This window comes from Kocuria sp. p3-SID1428 (genome assembly GCF_025149945.1).
Taxonomy (GTDB): Bacteria; Actinomycetota; Actinomycetes; order Actinomycetales; family Micrococcaceae; genus Kocuria.
Genome location: NZ_JALXVH010000002.1, coordinates 21,915 through 39,466, shown reverse-complemented (window position 1 = coordinate 39,466; position 17,552 = coordinate 21,915). Strand labels below are relative to the sequence as shown.

Below are 17,552 nucleotides of genomic sequence, written 5' to 3'. Positions count from 1 at the left end.
CTCAGCCCCCGTACGTCTCCGGATCCACGGGGCGGACGCTGCGCGGCAGCTTCTCGAGCACCAGACGGTAGGAGTCCACGACGAGCTCGCGGACGAACCTCCTGCTCAGGGCCTCCCCGGCGCGCACCGAGACCCAGTGCCTCTTGTTCATGTGGTAGCCGGGGGTGATCTCGGCGTACTCATCGCGCAGGGCCTGCCCGTCCTGCGGCTCGACCTTGAGGTTCAGCATCCACTGACCGCGCAGCTCCAGACGCATGAGGAACATCTTCCCGCGGACCTTGTACACGTCCGTCTCGGGGCCGAAGGGGTGCTCCAGCTCAGCACCCGGGCACTGCAGGGCGATCTCGTTCGCCCAGGCCATTAGCTCCTGTTCGTCCACGGGTTTTCAGCTGCCGAAGGATTCGAGGGCGTCGCCGGTCAGCCGGTAGACGTCCCAGCCGTCCATGGGCCGCGCTCCGAGCGAGCGGTAGAACTCGATCGACGGCTGATTCCACTGCAGCACCGACCACTCCACGCGCTGGTAGCCGCGCTCGCAGGCGGTGCGGGCCAGGGTGCGCAGCAGCGCCTTGCCGTGTCCTGTGCCTCGGGCCTCCGGGCGCACGTAGAGGTCCTCCAGGTAGATCCCGTGCGTGCCCTCCCAAGTGGAGTAGTTCAGGAACCACAGCGCGAAGCCCTCGATCCGCCGTCCGGCCCTCTCCGGGGCAGGCGCGACGTGGGCGAAGATCGCCGGGCGCTCACCGAAGAGCTGCTCCCGCAGCACGTCGGGGGTGAGCTTCACGGCGTCGGGCTCCTTCTCGTACACGGCCAGGTCGTGCACGAGCTCGACGATCTCGTGGACGTCGTCGGGGACTGCGGTGCGGATGGCGGTCTCGGTCATGGCCCGAAGCTAGCACCGCCGCCCGATAGCGAAACCGAGATGAACATCGCCTGCTCAGGCAGAGACGTCCTGGGGGATATCTCCGCGGACCCGCTAGTGTCGGACGCCGCCGAAACCCCAGGGAGCTTCCTATGAGAAACCGCGCTTCGGACAGCGAGTCCGATTCAGAGATCCAGATCGAGAACCGGATCCACGACCAGAAGGCGCCGGAGAGCGTCCAGACCACCGTGCGCCTGGCGGCCAGCGGCCGCCGCACCGTCCACCCGGCCCTGGTCCCCGGGTTCGACGTGGAGGACGCCCGCGACGACTTCCCCACCGACAAGTTCGTCTTCGCCGCAGCCGCCGCGCTCGTCATCGGGGTGCTGATCTGGGCGATCGTCGCTCCGGAGAACCTGGGTGCTGTCGGGCCGGTCATGCAGACCTGGGTGGTCACCCACTTCGGGTGGATGCTCGGGGCGCTGATGGTGCTGATCGTGGCGTTCATGTTCATCATCGGCTATGGGCCCACGGGCAAGATCAAGCTCGGTGCCGATGACAGCGAGCCGGAGTTCTCGACCGGATCGTGGATCGCCATGCTCTTCGCGGCCGGCCTGGGCATCGGCCTGGTGTTCTACGGCCCGCTCGAGCCGCTGAGCCACTTCCTGACCCTGCCGCCGGCCTTCGAGGGCGAGTCCGGCACCATGGGCGCCGTCGCGCCCGCGCTGGCGCAGACCAGCCTCCACTACTCGATCTTCCCCTGGGCGGCGTATTCGCTGGTCGGCGGATCGCTGGCCTACGCGGCGTACCGCCGAGGCCGCCTGCCCCTGATCTCCGAGCTGTTCGAGCCGATCTTCCCCAACGCGGACCAGCGCATCCTGGGCAAGCTCATCGATGTCTTCGCGCTGATGGTGACCCTGTTCGGCACGGCGACCTCGCTGGGCATCGGGGCGCTGCAGATCCGTTCCGGCATCTCGATCTTCACCGGGCAGCCGCTGGAGGGCGACGGCTCGATCGTCGTGATCATCAGCGTGCTCACCGTGGTGTTCCTGATCTCCGCGGTCTCGGGCGTGAAGCGGGGCATCCGCCTGCTGTCCAACACCAACATGGTGCTGGTGCTGGGACTGACCCTGTTCGTCGCGGTCACCGGTCCGCTGCTGTTCCTGCTGGACCTGATGCCGGTGACGGTCTACGCCTTCGTGGACAACCTGCTGGCCATGCTCTCCGTGGCGCCCAGCCAGGGCGAGGCCGAGGGCGCCTTCGCGACCGGCTGGACGATGATGTACTGGGCGTGGTGGATCTCCTGGTCGCCCTTCGTGGGCATGTTCATCGCCAAGATCTCCAAGGGCAGGACCCTGCGCCAGTTCGTGACCGTGGTGATCTTCGCCCCGTCGCTGATCTCCGTGGCCTGGTTCGTGGTCTTCGGCGGCACGGCCGTGTGGATGAACCTCAACGGGCACGAGCTCGTTCCCGAGGGCTCCGGTGAGAACGTCATGTTCGACATGCTGGAGAACCTGCCGCTGACGGGTCTGACCTCGCTCCTCGTGCTGCTGGCGATCCTGATCTTCTTCACGACGGCGGCCGACTCGGCCTCCAACGTGATGGGCTCGATGTCGCAGTCGGGGCGGTCCAACCCCTCCCACCCCGTGACGATCCTGTGGGGCCTGTGCCTGGGCCTCGTGTCGATGTTCCTGCTGCTGGCCGGCGGTCAGGACACCCTCGCCGGTCTGCAGTCGATCATGGTGACCTGCGCCCTGCCCTTCAGCATCATCCTGCTGGGCGTGATGATCGCCTGGGCCAAGGACCTGCGCAACGACCCGTACATGATCCGCCGCCGCTACGCGCGCGAGGCGATCTACAAGGGCGTGCACCGCGGCATCGACGAGCACGGCGACGACTTCGTCTTCGGTGCCACCCACGTGGACGAGGGCGACGGAGCCGGAGCCGACTTCGAGAGCACCGATCCCGCGCTGACCGAGTGGTACACCCCCGTGGGGGAGGAGCCCGAGACGGACGTCGACGGCGACCCGAAGGAAGCCTCCGCGCAGAGCTGATCCGCATCGGCCGCCCTCGCGCGGCCACCTTTCGACGGCCCCCCCCCCCGACGCCGGCGGGAGGGCCGTCGGCCTGTCATCCGAGTGGTGCGGATCAGCTGTGCTGCTCGAGCCTCCGGGCCAGCCGTGCCACGATCTCGTCTCCGGCGTCGATGCCGTGAGCCAGGCGCTGCAGCTCGACACCGGTCAGCAGGCCCAGCTCATACGGGTCGGCCCCGGCGCGGCGCATCCCGGCGGCGCCGCCCTGGAGCCAGGCCGTAGTCAGCGCGGTGTCCATGGTCTTGCCGAGCGCATCCTGGGCCTTCTGGGCGGCCTTGCCGAGCTTGCGCACCGGCTTGCTCGGCCGGAAGCCGGCAGCTCGGAGCACTTTCGCGACGTAGCGGACCCGCTTGGTGGCCTTTCTGACGGTGTGCAGGTGCTCGAGGCGCTGCGCGGCATCCAGCTCCTCGTCGCGCGCGGCTGCCAGGGCGCGGTCGGTCTCCTTGGTCGCCTTGCGCAGGGCGCGGCGCACGAGCTGATCGCTCATCTGCCGCGGGGTGAGTCCTGCGGCCTTCTTCCGGCCCTTGTCCGTGAAGGGCGGTTCCTGAGCGATGGCGCGAGCAAGCTGCAGGGTCGCCGTCCGTTCGGACTGTGCGCCGCCGCGCACCTTCGCGGCCGAGGTCTCGGAGTGCTTCTGCGCAGCCTGTGCGAGGGCCTGCGCGGTCTTCTCGCTCACGCGCCCCTGCAGCTCGGCGGCCCGCTGCGGGAGCAGCTCGGCCACGACCTCGGCGTCGCGGGCCTGTGACAGGGACCGGCCCAGCTGCTGGAGGCGCTCGCCGAGCTCGTCGACGCTCTCGCGGTCCAGGAACGGCCGCGCGGACTTGAGCAGCCCTCGCAGGGACCGGGCGGTGACGCGCAGCTGATGCAGCGCATCCGGCAGGTCCAGGCGCGCCTTGAGGTCCCACATCTCCAGGGCCGCGGTCTGCTGAGCCAGCACGGCCTGCAGGACGTCGACGCCGGTGGGCTCGCCGGCCTTCTTCGCCTTCTTGGCGGCCTTCGCGCTGTCGTCGGCGTCCGGGGCCTGATCGGCGTCGTCGTCGATCTCGACCAGCTCGGCCTGCCCGACGATCCCGCTGACCACCTGGGTGAGCGCGGCGGGCAGGCGCTGCGGTGCGCTGCGCAGCCGCGGGACCTCTACAGCCCAGTGGTCGTCGCCCTCGGGGATGCTCAGCAGCCAGCCGCGCTCGGGTTCCGCGCTGCGGCTGAGGGTGAGGCCCCGACGACGCAGGGCGCGGTCCTGGGTGTCGTGGAAGACCGCGCCCACCATGTCCTCGCCGGAGGCCGGCGAGGACAGCGGCAGCTTCTGGATCTGTGCGCTGGCCTGCGGTGACAGGCGCACGCTGTGCTGTGCGGAGCTCTCTGCGTCGGACATGGCGTTCCTCTCGGGCGGGCGTCAGCCGGAAGGACAGGCGCCTCAGAGGCGGTTGCCGCGCTCCACCAGGATCGACGTGTTCTGGGCCGTGCGGACCATGGCCACGTAGAATTCGAGCATCAGGCGGAACAGCACGATGTAGATGAACAGGACGATCAGACCGAAGATCAGCATCCCCAGGCCGGCCAGGGCGCTGTCCGTGGCGAAGGCGGCGACCGTCATGATGAACCAGCCCAGCGTCAGCAGCACGATGCCCGCGATGTAGAGGACCGAGGCGAACTTGATCGTGATGTAGTTCTTGAAGGAGAAGTCGAACAGGGCCCCGAAGAAGCCCTTCTCCTGCCCCGGCTGGCGTCCGGGCTGACCCTGGGGCATGCCCCCGGGCTGCGAGTACCCGCCCTGAGGTGCGGAGTAGGAGGGCTGCTGGTGCTGACCCGGCTGCTGCATCGGCTGGTTCGCCCCGCCGTAGGGCGGCCCGCCGTAGCCGGGCTGGCCGCCCTGCGGGTTCGGCTGCCCGCCCTGCGGGTTGTGCTGCGGGTCGTGCGGGTTCTGCGAGGAGAAGGACATGGGGGTCTCCTGAGGGTGGTGGTGGATGGTCAGCGGGGCATGCGTGCGCCCCTGCGGCCATCGTAGGCGGGCAGGCCTCACGCCGCGGAGTCGACCCGGACCGTGCTGGTCACCGCGGTGAGCGACGGCTGCCGAGGGGTGGAGCTGAATCCGAAGCGCGGCGGGGGCACCATCTCGCGCATGCCGCCCAGGTTCTGCCCTTCCCAGATCGCGGTGCTGCCCCTCAGCCGGTGGAGATCGTCGGCGGCGTACCACTCGGTGCGGCCCGGGCCGGCCTGACCCAGAGTGCGGACCCCCGGCATCGTGGCTCGGGCGATCGGATCGCTGAGCTGCGCGAAGGCGAGGCTGCGGCCGATCGGCTGCGGGATCAGGCGCAGCAGATGTCCCAACGGCGCCCGCGCCCCGATCCGGAAGCGCCACTCCAGCGGTCCTGCCTGGATCGCCCACTGCCCCGTCCGGCCCAGGCCCGTGCGGGACACCGAGACGGGGACGAGGCGCACCTCGTCGAAGGTGTAGGTCGCGGAGACGAAATCGGCCACCCAGCGATCGGGTGCCAGCAGGATCCGATGGCCGTCACGGTCCTCGACCATGACGTCGGCGAACGGCCCGTGCGGCGTGCGGGTCCAGCACCCCAGGACCAGGCGAGTCCCCTCGGCGGTGCCAGCTCCTGCGATGTGCCCGGTGAAGCGGTGCAGCTGTGGGGAGGACATGGGAGGCACCGTACTCGCGATACAGGAGCGGGACGTCTCGATAGTGTGGAGTCTCGCGATGCCGCTCAGGGACAGGAGGCCTCACCTGTGCACCAGGACTTCTCGCCGGCCATGGCGGCCGTCCGCTCTCCCGACGGCCGCCTGACGCTCGGGCTGATGACCCCGCCGCCGCAGCCCCAGGGTGCAATGGCAGATCCCGTCGAGGCGCAGCAGCTGGCGCGGCTCGCGGAGGAGCAGGGGATCGCCGCGCTGTGGGTGCGTGACGTCCCGCTGGCCGTTCCGCAGGGGGAGGACCGACTGGCGTCGTCGCTGGACGACCCGTTCCAGTGGCTGTCCATGCTCGCCGGCGCCACGTCGACGATCGCGCTGGGGACGGCGGCCGCCGTGCTGCCGCTGCGCCACCCGCTGCACCTGGCCAAGACCGCGCTGTCCCTGGACCGGATCAGCGGCGGCAGGCTGCTGCTGGGCGTGGCCACGGGCGATCGACCGGAGGAGTTCGAGATCTTCGGCGCCTCCCTGGACGAGCGCCGCGACGCGTTCCGTGACCGCTGGGCGCTGCTGCTCTCGGCGCTGAGCCCCGTGGCGCAGGAGCGCGAGCACCTGCTGCAGGCCACCGAGGGGTACGAGCTCATGGTCCCGCCGGCTCAGCGCATCCCGCAGGTCATCGTGGGTTCCGCAAAGCAGACCCTGCAGTGGAATGCGGCTCATGCCGACGCCTGGGCCACCTACTACCGCCCGTTCGAGGAGCAGAAGGGCCGCTTCGGGCTGTGGCGCCAGGCCGTGGAGCAGCGCGGTCAGGGCAATGATCCCGTGCTGATCCAGTCCATGAGCCTGGACCTGCTCGAAGACCCCGACGCCCCCGCGCAGGAGATCAGCCTGGGCCTGCGCACCGGGTCGAAGGCCCTGGTGGAGACCCTGCGCCGGTACCGGGAGATCGGGCTGGATCACTGCCTCTTCGCCAAGGCGAGCGACGATCGCCCCACCGCCGAGATCATCGACCAGCTCGGCAGCGAGGTCATTCCGCACCTGTGAGATGCGCCCGGATGATCCACTGGTCTGCGACGAGTGGATCAGCTGCCGCAGGTCCCGTGGAGCACAGGAGGGTCAGCGCATGACGAAGCAGGATCGGGATCTGGACATCCGCGTGGGACACCACGAGCTGGTGATCCGGCAGCGCTACGAGGTGCTGTCGATCGCCAACGACTTCGTGCTGGGCCTGGTCTTCCTGGTGGGCAGCATCCTGTTCTTCGGGGAGGACACCGTCTACCTCGGCACCTGGCTGTTCGTGCTCGGCTCGGTGCAGATGATGCTGCGCCCCACGATCCGCTTCGTGCGCCGCACGCATCTGCAGCGCATCCGCCCCGTCCAGCCGCACGAGACCTCCATGGACTTCTGAGCTCGGGCGGGAGAAGGGTCGGCTGCTGCCCTGGTCGCCCTGACCGTGCCGCCGTACCGTGGAGTGCATGGCACGTCCACCGCTGAGCAGGCTGTACGCGCCCCGGACCCTGGCTTTCGCGGCCGCCTCGGGGCTGGCCGAGATGATCCCCTGGCACCGGGCGCGCGGGGCTGGGCGAGCTGCGATCATCGCCGCTCCGGGCCTCGGCTACGCCGGCGTCGTCGCATGGGCGATGACGCGGCGCGGCGAGACGGATCAGGTGCAGGGGATGCCGCAGCTGTCCGTACCGGGGAGCTCGGGGAAGCAGGGCACCCGCCCGAAGGCGACGCCTCAGCTGGTCGGCGTGACGGCGACGATCGCGGCCTTGCTCAGCGGCTCCGCCGCCCTGAGCATGGCCCTCGACGGTGCGTTCGAGCGCTTCCTGGTGCGTCACGGCGTGCGACGGCCGCTGCTGGTCATGGGCGCGACCGGCCTGGTCGTCGGCTGGGCGCTGGAGTACTTCGACGCCCACGGCGACGACGAGCAGCCGTCGCAGGCCGGCGCCGGGAAGCACCGCGACGACGACCGCCCTCTCGATGCCCCGCCGTGCCTCTGAGTGCACCTGCCGACCGTGGGTCGGAAGGAGTCTCACTTGAAGAGCCGCTGGCCCACCATGGTGTCGCCCTCGCGCAGGCCCGGGGGCACGGCGAACAGGGCTGAGCCCACGTGCTGCAGGTACTCCGTGAGGGCATCCTTCTGGGTCATCCGCTCCAGGATCGGATAGAAGCCGGTGCGCGGATCGCGGGTGAGCGCGATGAAGAACAGCCCCGCGTCCAGACGGCCCAGGGAGTCGTTGCCGTCGGTGTAGTTGTAGCCGCGGCGCAGCATCCGGCGGCCGTCGTTGTTCTCGGGCGCCACGATCGCCACATGCGAGTCCTCGGGGATCGCCGGGCCGTCCTCGCCCTGGGCCCTGAGGTCCAGAGGCTCGAACTCGGCCTCCGCACTGGGCTCCGTCACCGACAGCGGCGCCCCGAAGCGCTTGTCCCGGCCCATGATCTGCTCCTGCTCCGAGAGCCGGACCCGGTCCCACACCTCCAGGGTCATGCGGATCTTGCGCGCCATGAGGTAGCTGCCGCCGGACATCCACGCGGCTGCATCGTCGTCGCCGTCATGGCCCCACACGTGATGGTGAGCCCGGCCGGGGGATAGCCCCAAGCCTCGCCGGTGTCGTTGGGCGGGCGGTTCGGATCGGCATCCGGCTCCCCGCCCACGAGCTCGCCGGCGCACATCTGCTCGGCAACCACGGTCCACTCAGGACCGTCCCGGCGACCTCGGACGGCCGCTCGGACAGCACGTTGACGTCGCCGAAGCCGCCCTCGATCTCATCGGCCAGGTCCGGGTCCTGAGCGCGGACCAGGTCCTGGACGTTGCCGTAGGCGACCAGGATGCCGATGATGAGCGAGGCCTCGAAGCCCTCGCGCAGCGCGATCAGCAGGTTGGCGATGAGAATGGGGATCCTTCGGGGGATCGATGCGTCATCGGGAACTCGGGCGATGCTCTTCACAGCGGGCGGCGGCGCAGCCCCACCATGGCCGCGCCGATCATCCCCGCGCCGATGTCCAGCACTGTGTCCAGGGGCGGGTTGTGGATCTCGGGGGTGACCAGCACGGATCCCGCGGCCTCCATGAGCTCCCAGATCACCGCCAGGACCAGGCCCACCGCGGCGCAGACCCGGACCCTGCTCGCCGTCGCCCCTCCCTCCCGGCCTCGCGGCCGGTCGGTCGGGTCGCCATGACCGCGCAAGCTGCGCCACAGTGCCGTCAGCACACCCGTGGCCAGCAGATGGATCACGAGGTCCCACAGGAGGATGCGCTCGTAGAGCAGCTCGGCGGCGCTCACCCCGGCGACGAGCAGGATCAGGCTGCCCGTGGCCCTGGCTCCTGCGGTGCGGAAGGCCAGTAAGCACAGGACCTGCCCCAGCCCCACGAGCAGCAGCACCGCGACGTCCACCCAGCGTGTCTGGAGCGCGTAGACCGCGGCGACGGCGATGCCCGTGAAGCACAGCGCGGAGGCCGTGAGGCGGGCGAGGGCGCTCACAGGGGCGACCTGCGTTCCGCCCATCGGCGTCGATGCCGCTCCCAAGGCGGCTCCTGCTCCCAGCGCCGCAGCAGCAGCCGACGGGCCATGCGCTGCTGGGCCAGCAGCCGACGGGGGGAGACGGCCGCCCGCCACGACACCGGCATGACGCTCCCGCGGTCCAGCGCGATGGCCTCGTGGGGCTGCAGCTCGAAGCTCAGCTCGAAGTCGTCATGGATGCTCGGGCGCGGAGCGAGTCGTGGGCTGACCCGGTTCCACCATGAGGTGCGCATGGCCATGTTGGAGCCCCACAGCGGCGGGTGGGCCAGGGCCAGTCCGGAGGCGAGGCGGTAGAGCCCCAGGTAGAGGCCGCACAGCGATCGGCCCAGCGCGCGCGGCCCGGGGGCGAAGCGCCCGACCCCGGTGATGGCGACCAGCTTGTCGTCCTCCGCCGCCAGCTGCCGCTCGATGCGTGCCAGCCACGACGACGGCGGGATGCTGTCGGCATCGCAGCGGGCGATGATCTCGTGGGAGGCCGCGTCGTAGCCGGCGTGGGCGGCGAATGAGACCCCTGGACGCGGCTCCTGCAGGAGGCGCAGTGGCAGGTCCTGGTCCCGTTCGGCGGCGGCGATGACGGCGAGGAGGTCGTCGCTCGACCCGTTGTCGACGACCACGATCTCGTCGGCGGGGCGGTCCTGGCGGGCCAGGGCCGCCAGGCAGCGGCGCAGGGCGGGGGCGTCGTCGCGCACAGGCAGGACCACGCTGATGCCGGGTCTCGGAGCGGCGGGGCCGGTCACGGTGGGGGTTCCTCCTGGTGGCATCGCGAAGGACGGGCTGCGATGCGGGCATCCAGCGTATCCGCGGGGAGGTGCCCGCAGCGGCGCAGGAGGCGGGTCTCGATGTGAGACCCGCCTCCTGCGGAGGGGCGTTCAGCGCTGCCGTCGGCTCAGAAGATGCCCTTGTTGGCCCTGCCGCCGTCGGTGACGGTGTCCTGGCGCGAGTCCACGTTCTGGTCATTGCCCGTGGAGGTGTCGCCCGGCAGACGACCTGATTCTCGATATCTTCGCAGGTGAGATTTGGAATTCTCGCTGGGGCGCGCAGGGGGTGCGTCGTCGTGACCCTCAGCGGGCCGAGCTGGCTGCGATCAGGGTCAGGAGACCAGTCCGTAGATGATGCCGCTGACGGCCACCAGGCCGGCGATCGTGACGAACACGTTGGAGAGGCGGCCGCGGTACGGCTCCAGGGCGGGCATCTTCCGGATCGCGTACATGGGCATGAGGTAGAGGATCATCGCGATGACCGGGCCGGCGATCGACTCGATCATGGACAGGATCGAGGGGTTGATGATCGCAGCGGCCCAGGTGCTCAGGAAGATGAAGGCGGCGATCCCGATCCGCAGGGCGCGATCGCCGATCCGGGAGCCGTCGGGGTCGAGCATCGAGCGGACGATGCCCGCCGCGCCTTCGGCCGCGCCCAGGTAGTGCCCGAAGAACGACGAGGCGATCGCGGCCATCGCCACGACCGGGCCCAGGTAGGCGATGAAGGGGCTGCCGTGCACGTTGGCCAGGTGCGACAGGACCGGGAGGTTCGCGTCCTTGGCCTCCTGCAGGCCGTCGGGACCCAGCGAGAGCACGCAGGACCACACGAAACCCATGGTGAAGATGACCAGCAGGATGGTGGTGCGGCGCAGGACCACGGAGGCCCGATCGCTGGCGCGGGAGCCGTACTGGCGCTGCATGGCCAGGGAGAACTGCGAGATCGCCGGGGAGTGGTTGAAGGCGAAGACCAGCACGGGGATCACCAGCCACACGGACATGATCAGCTCGCCGGCGCTCGGGCCGGCGGCCAGGCCGTCGAGATCCCAGCTGGGGATCAGGTACAGGCTCACGAAGAGCAGGATCGCGATCAGCGGGTAGACCAGCCACTGGGTCACGATCAGCATGATCCGCTGGCTGGAGACCATTACGAGCATCAGCACCGCGATCAGCACCCCGGACAGCAGCCAGCGCGGCAGCGAGCCCATGCCCAGCTGATTGACCATCAGCGAGTCCACCGTGTTGGTGATGCCGATGCCGTAGATCAGAACGATGGGGAAGATCGCCAGGAAGTACAGCACGGCGATCACGCGCCCGACGCCCTCGCCGAAGGTCTTGCGGGCCACGACCGTGATGTCCGCGCCCGGGTCCGGGGAAGCGCACACGAAGCGCGAGAGCGCCCGGTGCGACAGGTAGGTCATCGGCCCGATCAGGATCGTGACGATCAGCAGCGGCCAGATGCCGCCGAGGCCTGCGTTGATGGGCAGGAACAGGACGCCGGCGCCGACGGCGGTGCCGAACAAGGAGATGGTCCAGCTCAGCTCGAAGCGGGGGCTCGATCCGTGAGTCTGAGGGCTCTGGGGGTCGTCGGGGTCCGCGGGGCGGGTGTCCGCGCTGTCGGCCGCGGTGGATCCGTGGGTCACCGTGGTCTCCGTCCTGTGGGGTGCGGGCGCTGTGGCGCGCGTCTTCAGTGATACGGCTCACGGTATACCAGGCACGACCGTGATTGTTCAACAATCCAGGCGTCATGCGGTGCGGGCAGGTCCCTCGGCAGCGGCGATGGTCCCCTGCCGCACGCGGAACGGCCTGCACATGCCGTTCTTGGTGGGCCCGACGATCGGGACCAGCTCGCCGGGCAGGAACTCGGAGCGGTCCTTGTAGCCGATGAGGTACTCGTCGAAGGCGGGCAGCTCGAGCTGGGTCTGCAGCGCGGCGTCGAGCTGCTCGTCGCTGATCTGTTCGGCCTCCGGGGGCGCGTACAGGGTCTCGGTCCGGCCCTCGATCGTCACCTTCTCGGTGTGGTCCCCCGCCAGCTCGACGGCTCGTTTGGCGTCGCGCACCGTCAGCCCCGACCACCAGGAGAGGTCCTGGACCGTCGCGGGCCCGTGCGAGGCGAGATAGCGAACGGCCAGCTCGCGCAGGGCGTCGTCGCCGTCGAGCTCCCGCTGAGGAGTGGGCAGGTGCTCGACGAGCAGGAAGGTGTCGTCGCTGCCCTCCCGCGGGCCCTGGGCGATGTCGCCCTGGCCGCCGAAGCTGCGCAGCAGGTGCTGACCGGGGCCGTTCTCCGGGGAGATCCCGACCGCGCGGAAGAGGTCGTAGGCCTGCGGGCGGGTCAGGGGGCCGTTGGCCAGGCGCTCGCGGAAGGCGGTGTGGGCGCGGTCGTAGTCCTGCGGGGTCAGGCCCAGGCCGGGGCGTCGCTTGGCGGCGGTGGCCTCCACGCGCGGTGAGCACAGCCGCGTCAGCCAGCCGACATCCTGCGCGGCGACCAGGTGCACCGTGCCGCGCTGCGTCCAGGCGCGCACGATGCGGTGCTCGCGGATCTCTCGCAGGACGTCCGAGCCGGAGCGGATCTGCAGAGCGGTGACGCCTGCGGCGTAGATCTGATCCTGCGTGGCGAGCATGTGCGCGGCGGCATCCGCGCGCGGGGTCACGAGGGCCTGGGCGATCAGCCGGTGGGCCAGGACATCGCGGAAGCTGCGCAGGTGCATGGGCTCAAAGCTACTCGCGCGTGCGTCGTCTGCCTCCTGCCTCCTGCCCCCTGCCCCCAGTGTTCCGTCCGCTGCTCCCCGCCGCCTGCCCCCTGCCCACAGCCCCCAGCCGTCTGCGACCCCCTCTCTGCTCCTGGCCCCCGGCCCCTCGCCGTGAGGCCGCACTTGTGCAGCTGATCGGGGCTGATGGCCTGCGCAGGTGCGGCCTCACGGCAGGGGCGGTGATGACGCCGCACCAGCGCAGCCCAAGGGTGCTGATGGGCTGCAGATCTGCGCCCTCAGCGGCAGGGGGCGGTTGTCGTCGTCGATAGCCTGGGTGACATGGTCGCTTCTCCATCCTTCGAGCACACTTACGCCGCAGCCCTGCCCGATCTCTCCCGCGAATGGTCGGCGGCTCCGGTGCGAGAGCCGCGCGCTGTCGTCGTGAACGACGAGCTGGCCCGCGAGCTCGGACTGGACCCGGACTGGCTGCGCTCGCCGGAGGGTCTTGCGCTGCTCAGCGGCGACATCGCCGAGACCACATACGCGCAGGCCTACTCGGGGCATCAGTTCGGGCAGTTCAATCCGGTGCTCGGCGATGGCCGCGCGCTGCTGCTCGGCGAGCTGGTGGACTCCGACGGCCGCCGTCGCGACCTGCATCTGAAGGGCTCCGGGCGCACCCCGTTCTCCCGTGGCGGCGACGGCAAGGCGCCCCTGGGGCCCATGCTGCGCGAGCACCTGATGGGCGAGGCCATGCACGCGCTCGGAATCCCCACCACGCGCGGGCTGGCCGTCGTGAGCACCGGCGAGCGGATCCAGCGCAACGGGCCCGACCCGGAGCCCGGAGCGATCCTGACCCGCGTGGCCGCCAGCCACCTGCGGGTGGGGACCTTCGAGTTCGCGGCCACGCAGCGCTCGGTAGAGACCCGGCGGGAGCTGGCCGACTATGCGATCCAGCGGCACTGGCCCGAGGCGGCGTCGTCGGAGAATCCGACGCTCGAGCTGCTGCGCAGCGTGGTGCACGCGCAGGCGCAGCTGATCGCGCAGTGGATGCACGTGGGGTTCGTACACGGGGTCATGAACACGGACAACGTGACGATCTCCGGGGAGACCATCGACTACGGGCCGTGCGCGTTCGTGGACGAGTTCTCCCTGGGGGCGGTGTTCAGCTCGATCGATCGCGGGGCGCGCTACGCCTACGGGCGCCAGGCGGAGATCGGGCTGTGGAATCTGTCGCGGTTCGCGGAGTCGCTCGTGGACCTCGTGGCGCCGGATGATCCCGACGCCGGCGTGGAGGCTGTGACCGAGGTGCTCCACGAGTACGCGCCGGCCTTCCGGGCTGCACTCTCGCGGGGGATGGGGCGCAAGATCGGGCTCGACGTCGACGGGCTGCCGGATGAGGAGCGCGATGCCGCGCTCTCGGCGCTGGACGCGTTCGTGGAGCGGACCTTCGGGCTGCTGCAGGAGAACCGGCAGGACTTCACGGCGTTCTTCCGCGCGCTCGCCTTCGGGGCCGCGGAGTCGCTGTTCGACGACGCCGCGGCCTTCCGAGCCTGGGACTCCGAGCGCCGCGACCTGCTGACCCGGTTCGGCGATCCGTCGGCGGAGCAGCAGCGCGACCTCATGGCCTCGGTGAACCCGGTCTACATCCCTCGCAACCACCATCTGCAGCACGCGCTGGATCAGGCTGAGTCTGGGGATCTGGTGCCGTACGAGCGGCTGCTGGCCGCGGTGTGCTCGCCCTTCCAGGAGCACGTGGACTTCGCGGGCCTGGAGTCCTCGGGCACGGCCCCCGGTGCCCGCCCGTTCACGACCTACTGCGGCACCTGACCCTCCCCCCTCCCGCCGAGTGGATACCCAGTTGCGCAATTCGCCCCGATAGCGCAACTGAGCATCCACTCGGCCAGAGGGGAGCGCCCCCTTCACGCGCCTCTTCATCCCTGCCCCCTGGGCCCCCCGGCTGCTTGCCTCTGCTCCGTCTACTGCGTCGAGTGGATACCTGGTTGCGCTGTTCGGCGCGATAGCGCAACTGAGCATCCACTCGGCGGGGACACTGGGGCGCATGGGGTGGACTGAGATCGCAGCCGTCGTCGCGGCGACGCCGATGCTGCTGGGGCTGGGCCTCGTCGTGGGGTTCAGCCCCACGCTCTACGGCGTCAGCCTGCGGGTGCTGACGCGCGCCTCCCGCCCCGAACCGCCGATCGCCGCCCTGGCCGCGGGTCTGGCCGTCGGCTCCACGGTCATGCTGCTGGTCCTCCGCACTGTCGACCCGAACACCTGGATCGACGCCGCCCGCAGCGACATCTAGGCCGTGCTCATCCGCCGCGCCGTGGATCTCGTGGCCGCCGTCGTGGTCCTGATCGCCGGCGCGGTGGTGCTGCGGCGGGCCCGCCGCCCCCGCCCTGCCCCGACCGTGCCGGAGAACGCGCCGCACGAGGATCGGCTGCGCATGGCCGGCGTCGGGTTCGTGAACACGTTCCTGGGATTCAGCGGCTTCGCGACGATGTATGTCGTCGGGCGCATCCTCACCGGTCTCAGCCCCGACATCCTGTGGCAGGCGGTCGCCTTCCTGCCGTTCCTGCTGACTCTGGTGGGCCCGTACCTGCTGGCGGCCTGGGCCTGGCCGCGAGTGCCGACGGCTGCCCGGAGGGTCACTGCGGTCTATGACTGGGTGACCTCCCGCGACCTCCGCCCGGTGATGGGGTGGGCCCTGGTGTTCGCGGGCGTGGCCTTCTCCCTGGTGGCCCTCTTCCCCCTCCTCCTGCCGAGTGGACACTGAGTTGCGCTATTCGCTGCTTTAGCGCAACTGGGTATCCACTCGGCGGGGTGGGGTGGGAGGGTCTCAGAGGAGCGGGGCGGCCTTGGGGAGGAAGCGCTCCAGGTGGCGGCGCAGCTGCGGATCGCAGACGTAGACGAACGTTCCTCGCATGCCGCGGGTCAGCAGCACGGCATAGGCGTTGGTCACGTAGTGCAGGAGATCGTCGTCGGTCGTCGTCTGGCCGCGCAGCCTGTTGTCGATCTTGCCGTTGCGGTCCGCGTAGTGCGCCCGATCGACCCACAGCCGCTGCTCGTCGGGATCGAAGCGCAGCTCCGGGCCGATGATCACCCCGGCGTAGTTGAGGTCGTAGCCCTGCAGGGTGTGGATCGAGCCGACCTCCGACGGGGCCTTGGGGGAGTTGACCCAGTCCGTGGTCACGGAGTTCCAGCGGAACGCTGTGCCGTCCAGCTCGAAGTCGTGGTCTGCCCGGATCTTGCCGCGAGGATTCGAGCGCCACGGCCAGGCGAATCCCGCAGTCATCCGGCACAGCCCGTATTCGGGCTCCAGCGCTTCGATGCGATTCTTGAGGGCCCCGGCGTCGTCGAACATGGTGAACTCGTACTCGTCGAAGCTGAGCCGACGCTCAGGGGACCGCCCGGCCATCAGATCCCGCACGTAGGCGATGTAGTCGTTGCCGCCTGCGGCCCGCATCTGGGTGTGCAGGGGGTGGACCCGGCCGCGCTCGCGCGCCTGCCCGACGACGGCCTCCAGCTCGGCGCGGGGGATGTCCGCAGGCCGGACGCTCTGGTGCAGGTCCAGCATCAGCACCACGTGCCTGGACTTGGCGCGGATCCAGTCGAGCTGGTTCTTGTCCTCATTCAGATGCCCGAAGAGCTTCGTGGTGATATCCCGGAATCGCTTCAGCTGCGTGCCGTGGGCCTGCATGGCGTACTGGTTCAGCCGGTGCGCCTCGTCCACGATCACGAGATCGAAGTCCTCCTCGCTCTCGCCGACCTCGAAGGCCGTCAGGACCTTCACCTCGGACATCGACGGAAGCCGGGAGAACACGCTCTGAATGGCGTGACGCAGCGATTCCTGCGGGACGACGAACGCCATCCTCCGATCAGCCATGAGATCCCGGGTGCTCTCGTCGAAATGCTCGGAGAACATCTCCTCAGGGTCGGCCTCATCGCCGTCCTGATATGCGGCGATATCCGACAGGAGCTTGAGCAAATAAACCGCGACGATGGTCTTCCCGGTCCCGGGATCGCCCTGGATGATGCTGATGCCGCCGTCGGACTCGAAGTCCTGCAGCAGGGATTCCACGATCTCCCCGACGGCGACCGCCTGATCCGCGGTGAGCGTCTTGAACGGCGAGAACTTGTAGAGCTCGCTGTTCTCGATCTGCGGGATCGTCCGCTGGAACATGCCGCCGGCGCGCAGCTCCTCGAAGATCTCGCGGAAGGCCTCTCGGTAGCGCTCGCGTTGGTAATAGCCGGCGTCGACGATCCCGATATTGCGATTGACGACGTGGAAGCTGCCGTCGCCCTGGAAGAGGCGGATCAGCGCGGACTCGAGATCCAGGCAGACGGACTTGTTGAACATCTCGCTGAGCACCAGTCGCAGGGTGCGCATGCCCTGCTTGGCCTCGGAGGCCTGGTGCTGGCGCATCCTGGAGACGCCGTGCAGGGATTCGCCGACGTAGACCCGGCGGGCGTCGTCCAGCAGATAGACGATCGGCCAGTCCCGGAACATCTCCATCTCCAGGCCGCCGCGATCGATGGCCTGGGCGGTGAACGGCATCCGCTCGATCGTGAACGGAACGACGGAGCCCTCAGAGCCGGTCATGCTTGGTGCTCCTGCCGCGGGCCTTCTCGACCGGGTACTTCTGCTCGGTCACAGCCAGCTTCTGCCGCATGATCTCGTGCGGATCGAGCCCCAGGCGATCGGCCAGCAGATACGCGTACGTCAGGACGTCGGCGAGCTCGGACTCCACCTCGGCCTGGTCCGCCTGGCCGGACCACTGGAAGCACTCGAGCAGCTCGCCGGCCTCGATGCTGATGGACTTCGCGAGGTTCTCGGGGGAGTGGAACTGCGCCCAGTCGCGCTCGCGGACGAGCTCCCGCAGCTGCGGCATCACGTCATCGGCAGGCATGCGGTCAACGTAGCAAACCCCCGCCGAGTGGATCCCAGTTGCGCTGTTCGCCCGAACAGCGCAACTGGGAACCACTCGGCGGGGTGAGGAG

20 protein-coding genes are annotated in these 17,552 nt (G+C 69.7%); 7 read left to right on the top strand and 13 right to left on the bottom strand.

The window, feature by feature from the left end:
* Position 1: 1 nt before the first annotated feature.
* Together M3E84_RS00755 and M3E84_RS00750 are read right to left on the bottom strand one after the other, a co-directional pair.
* On the bottom strand, positions 2-361 hold the full coding sequence (locus M3E84_RS00755; RefSeq protein ID WP_259894001.1) for an MmcQ/YjbR family DNA-binding protein: 360 nt from the start codon (positions 359-361) through the stop codon (positions 2-4).
* 24 nt (positions 362-385) lie between these two features.
* Complete coding sequence (locus tag M3E84_RS00750) at positions 386-877, bottom strand: GNAT family N-acetyltransferase (RefSeq protein WP_259893999.1); 492 nt, start codon at positions 875-877, stop codon at positions 386-388.
* A 131-nt stretch (positions 878-1,008) separates the two neighbouring features.
* On the opposite strand from M3E84_RS00750, the gene M3E84_RS00745 reads away from it, so the two are divergent.
* A complete protein-coding gene (locus M3E84_RS00745; protein WP_259893998.1) occupies positions 1,009-2,907 on the top strand; it encodes a BCCT family transporter in 1,899 nt (632 codons plus the stop codon).
* A gap of 94 nt (positions 2,908-3,001) precedes the next feature.
* Here the strand turns inward: M3E84_RS00745 and M3E84_RS00740 are convergent, their stop codons facing one another.
* From M3E84_RS00740 to M3E84_RS00730, 3 genes are all read right to left on the bottom strand, one after another.
* Positions 3,002-4,318, bottom strand: coding sequence for a CHAD domain-containing protein (locus M3E84_RS00740; RefSeq protein WP_259893996.1), 1,317 nt, complete (start codon positions 4,316-4,318; stop codon positions 3,002-3,004).
* 42 nt (positions 4,319-4,360) lie between these two features.
* Entirely contained in the window at positions 4,361-4,885 is a 525-nt protein-coding gene (locus M3E84_RS00735) for a DUF4282 domain-containing protein (RefSeq protein WP_259893995.1), read from the bottom strand.
* 77 nt (positions 4,886-4,962) lie between these two features.
* On the bottom strand, positions 4,963-5,595 hold the full coding sequence (locus tag M3E84_RS00730) for a hypothetical protein (RefSeq protein ID WP_259893992.1): 633 nt from the start codon (positions 5,593-5,595) through the stop codon (positions 4,963-4,965).
* An 87-nt stretch (positions 5,596-5,682) separates the two neighbouring features.
* Between M3E84_RS00730 and M3E84_RS00725 the strand changes: the two genes are divergently transcribed.
* The 3 genes from M3E84_RS00725 to M3E84_RS00715 all read left to right on the top strand — a co-directional run bounded on the left by M3E84_RS00725 (position 5,683) and on the right by M3E84_RS00715 (position 7,586).
* Complete coding sequence (locus tag M3E84_RS00725; RefSeq protein WP_259893990.1) at positions 5,683-6,627, top strand: TIGR03571 family LLM class oxidoreductase; 945 nt, start codon at positions 5,683-5,685, stop codon at positions 6,625-6,627.
* A 79-nt stretch (positions 6,628-6,706) separates the two neighbouring features.
* Positions 6,707-6,991 (top strand): YrhK family protein, encoded by a 285-nt coding sequence (locus tag M3E84_RS00720; protein WP_259893988.1) that lies wholly within the window; start codon positions 6,707-6,709, stop codon positions 6,989-6,991.
* A 67-nt stretch (positions 6,992-7,058) separates the two neighbouring features.
* Positions 7,059-7,586, top strand: coding sequence for a hypothetical protein (locus M3E84_RS00715; protein ID WP_259893986.1), 528 nt, complete (start codon positions 7,059-7,061; stop codon positions 7,584-7,586).
* 32 nt (positions 7,587-7,618) lie between these two features.
* Here M3E84_RS00715 and M3E84_RS00710 read toward each other — a convergent pair whose 3' ends face one another.
* The 6 genes from M3E84_RS00710 to M3E84_RS00685 form a co-directional block, all read right to left on the bottom strand.
* A complete protein-coding gene (locus tag M3E84_RS00710; RefSeq protein ID WP_259893985.1) occupies positions 7,619-8,113 on the bottom strand; it encodes a Dyp-type peroxidase in 495 nt (164 codons plus the stop codon).
* A gap of 25 nt (positions 8,114-8,138) precedes the next feature.
* Entirely contained in the window at positions 8,139-8,534 is a 396-nt protein-coding gene (locus M3E84_RS00705) for an FTR1 family protein (protein WP_259893984.1), read from the bottom strand.
* Positions 8,531-9,067: a hypothetical protein gene (locus tag M3E84_RS00700; protein WP_259893982.1), complete on the bottom strand. Its 537-nt coding sequence runs from the start codon at positions 9,065-9,067 to the stop codon at positions 8,531-8,533. Before M3E84_RS00700 ends, M3E84_RS00705 begins: the two co-directional genes overlap by 4 nt.
* The gene (locus M3E84_RS00695; RefSeq protein ID WP_259893981.1) at positions 9,064-9,843 is read right to left on the bottom strand and encodes a glycosyltransferase family A protein; all 780 of its coding nucleotides are present in this window, start codon (positions 9,841-9,843) and stop codon (positions 9,064-9,066) included. Before M3E84_RS00695 ends, M3E84_RS00700 begins: the two co-directional genes overlap by 4 nt.
* 353 nt (positions 9,844-10,196) lie before the next feature.
* The gene (locus tag M3E84_RS00690; RefSeq protein ID WP_259893980.1) at positions 10,197-11,504 is read right to left on the bottom strand and encodes an aromatic amino acid transport family protein; all 1,308 of its coding nucleotides are present in this window, start codon (positions 11,502-11,504) and stop codon (positions 10,197-10,199) included.
* 102 nt (positions 11,505-11,606) lie between these two features.
* A complete protein-coding gene (locus M3E84_RS00685; protein WP_259893979.1) occupies positions 11,607-12,569 on the bottom strand; it encodes a winged helix DNA-binding domain-containing protein in 963 nt (320 codons plus the stop codon).
* Between the two features lie 321 nt (positions 12,570-12,890).
* Here M3E84_RS00685 and M3E84_RS00680 point away from each other — a divergent pair, with 321 nt between their 5' ends.
* The 3 genes from M3E84_RS00680 (at position 12,891) to M3E84_RS00670 (ending at position 15,327) form a co-directional block, all read left to right on the top strand.
* Positions 12,891-14,378: a YdiU family protein gene (locus M3E84_RS00680; protein WP_259893977.1), complete on the top strand. Its 1,488-nt coding sequence runs from the start codon at positions 12,891-12,893 to the stop codon at positions 14,376-14,378.
* Between the two features lie 232 nt (positions 14,379-14,610).
* Positions 14,611-14,856: a hypothetical protein gene (locus tag M3E84_RS00675; protein WP_259893975.1), complete on the top strand. Its 246-nt coding sequence runs from the start codon at positions 14,611-14,613 to the stop codon at positions 14,854-14,856.
* Between the two features lie 3 nt (positions 14,857-14,859).
* A complete protein-coding gene (locus M3E84_RS00670) occupies positions 14,860-15,327 on the top strand; it encodes a hypothetical protein (protein ID WP_259893973.1) in 468 nt (155 codons plus the stop codon).
* A gap of 63 nt (positions 15,328-15,390) precedes the next feature.
* Here the strand turns inward: M3E84_RS00670 and M3E84_RS00665 are convergent, their stop codons facing one another.
* Both M3E84_RS00665 and M3E84_RS00660 read right to left on the bottom strand, forming a co-directional pair.
* Positions 15,391-17,154: a DNA/RNA helicase domain-containing protein gene (locus M3E84_RS00665; RefSeq protein ID WP_259893972.1), complete on the bottom strand. Its 1,764-nt coding sequence runs from the start codon at positions 17,152-17,154 to the stop codon at positions 15,391-15,393.
* Entirely contained in the window at positions 17,141-17,461 is a 321-nt protein-coding gene (locus M3E84_RS00660) for a nucleotide pyrophosphohydrolase (RefSeq protein ID WP_259893970.1), read from the bottom strand. The genes M3E84_RS00665 and M3E84_RS00660 overlap by 14 nt, the downstream gene beginning before the upstream one ends.
* Positions 17,462-17,552 lie beyond the last annotated feature (91 nt).